Here is a 1,593-nt window from a genome sequence, read left to right as displayed (position 1 = left end):
TGAACGAGCGCGCTTGTTCAAGGATTCGGCCATCAGCTTCTACAGGATCGGAGGCGGAGCCCAAGACGGCGCGGCGTGGCATATGTTGCTTCAAACAGCCTCACACGGCACTCGGTTTTGCCCGAGCAACGTTGACGCGTCCGTAAGCGCCACAACTAGAGTCTTTCTGACTTAGATTGAAGCATGCCCGGCGTGTCGGATGGCCGCGCAAGCAGCGCAATGCCGAGGCCGAGAAGGCAGCGATCAAGGAGGGCAAGAAGGCTTTGAGATCTGGCCCGGCGAACCCGCCCGCGCAGCGCAGAAAGACACGGATGCGCGCTGGACGCTCAAGTTCGCCAAGGGCAGGCCGGCGGCGGATGGCAAGCCGCAGATTGACATCGCCATCCCCAGTTTTGGCTACAAGAGCAGCATCTCGATCTGCCGGGCCTTCGGCTTCATCCGCAAGGGCAAGGTCACCGATGGAGCGCGCTTTGATGGCCGGATGCTCCGGGACGTCGTGACCAATGACAATAGCGCGTCGGACGTCTGGGCTGATACGGCCTATCGCAGCCAGGTCAACGAAAAGTGGCTCAAGGCGCATGGTCGGGTCAGCCGCATCCATCGCAGAAAGCCCAGAGGCAAGCCGATGCCCGATCACGTCCGGCGCGGGAATGCCACGAAATCAAAAGTCCGTGCACGGGTCGAGCATGTGTTCGCGCACCAGAAGGCCATCATGGGCTTGATCATCAAGCGCGCGGAAGCCCAGATCACGCTGGCCAATCTGGCCTACATGAACCGACTGATCTTCCACGAACGACGAACAGCCATGGGATAAGTGCGCCCGGAAATCAGGAAATCCGTGAGCGGAGCAATATGCACCCCAACGGCCGTCATTTACCCCCAACAGGCCCCACATCCCAAATCCGCCCAAATCTCCCGGTAAATGGAGGTGCCCAGGTGGTCGAGGCGATGACACGTATCACGCTGTCACGCGGTGCGCCCAGGACGATCCGGGTGGACAATGGCCCGGAGTTTATCTCGAAGGCGCTCGACCGTCGGGCTTACGAGAACGGTGTGACGCTGGACTTCTCGCGACCTGGCAAGCCGACGGACAATGCGTTAGTCGAATCGTTTAATGGTCGCTTGCGCGACGAGTGCCTGAATGCGCACCAGTTCCCATCGCTGGCTGCGGCAAGACGGATCATCGAGGCATGGCGGACCGACTACAACACCGTGCGTCCGCACAGCAGCCTTGGCGGGTTGGCACCCGCCGAGTTTACGAACCGCCCCCGCCACGGGTATATACACACCGAAGCTAAGTTATCGGCGGCCTGAAAACGGGGAGCAGGTCACAGCGCAAAAGTGTGAGCGGGCCCCGTTCGAGCTTCTTGGTGTCGGCGATCGCCACAAAGCCCGTCGTGAGAAACCACAGAATGACCGTTTTAAGATTGGCCAATCCCATATCCGGATGCGCGCCAGCAGCCAGACACACCCTGCTATGTAGAGGGCGGCTAAGCCCACTACATCGACTATCTTGGGCTGCATAAGCGCGCGCAGCACGGCGAAGAAACCGGGTCGGATCGTCTTTGACCAAAGGATCGCGCCGAGGATGAC

1 protein-coding gene and 1 pseudogene are annotated in these 1,593 nt (G+C 60.5%); both read left to right on the top strand.

Annotation, left to right across the window (positions count from 1 at the left end; genetic code table 11):
- Positions 1–199 precede the first annotated feature (199 nt).
- The gene (locus U1769_RS24885; RefSeq protein WP_332720849.1) at positions 200–814 is read left to right on the top strand and encodes a transposase; all 615 of its coding nucleotides are present in this window, start codon (positions 200–202) and stop codon (positions 812–814) included.
- A 113-nt stretch (positions 815–927) separates the two neighbouring features.
- Positions 928–1,314: pseudogene (locus U1769_RS24880) on the top strand (integrase core domain-containing protein); the annotation flags it as partial.
- Positions 1,315–1,593: the final 279 nt, after the last annotated feature.

It is taken from the genome of Parasphingomonas zepuensis (genome assembly GCF_036663735.1).
Taxonomy (GTDB): domain Bacteria; phylum Pseudomonadota; class Alphaproteobacteria; order Sphingomonadales; family Sphingomonadaceae; genus Sphingomonas.
This window is presented reverse-complemented; position numbering and strand designations above follow the sequence as displayed.

What these genes read in the sequence shown, in the direction of transcription:
- U1769_RS24885 (WP_332720849.1), top strand. Translation starts at nt 200, where the DNA reads ATGGCCGCGCAAGCAGCGCAATGCCGAGGCCGAGAAGGCAGCGATCAA.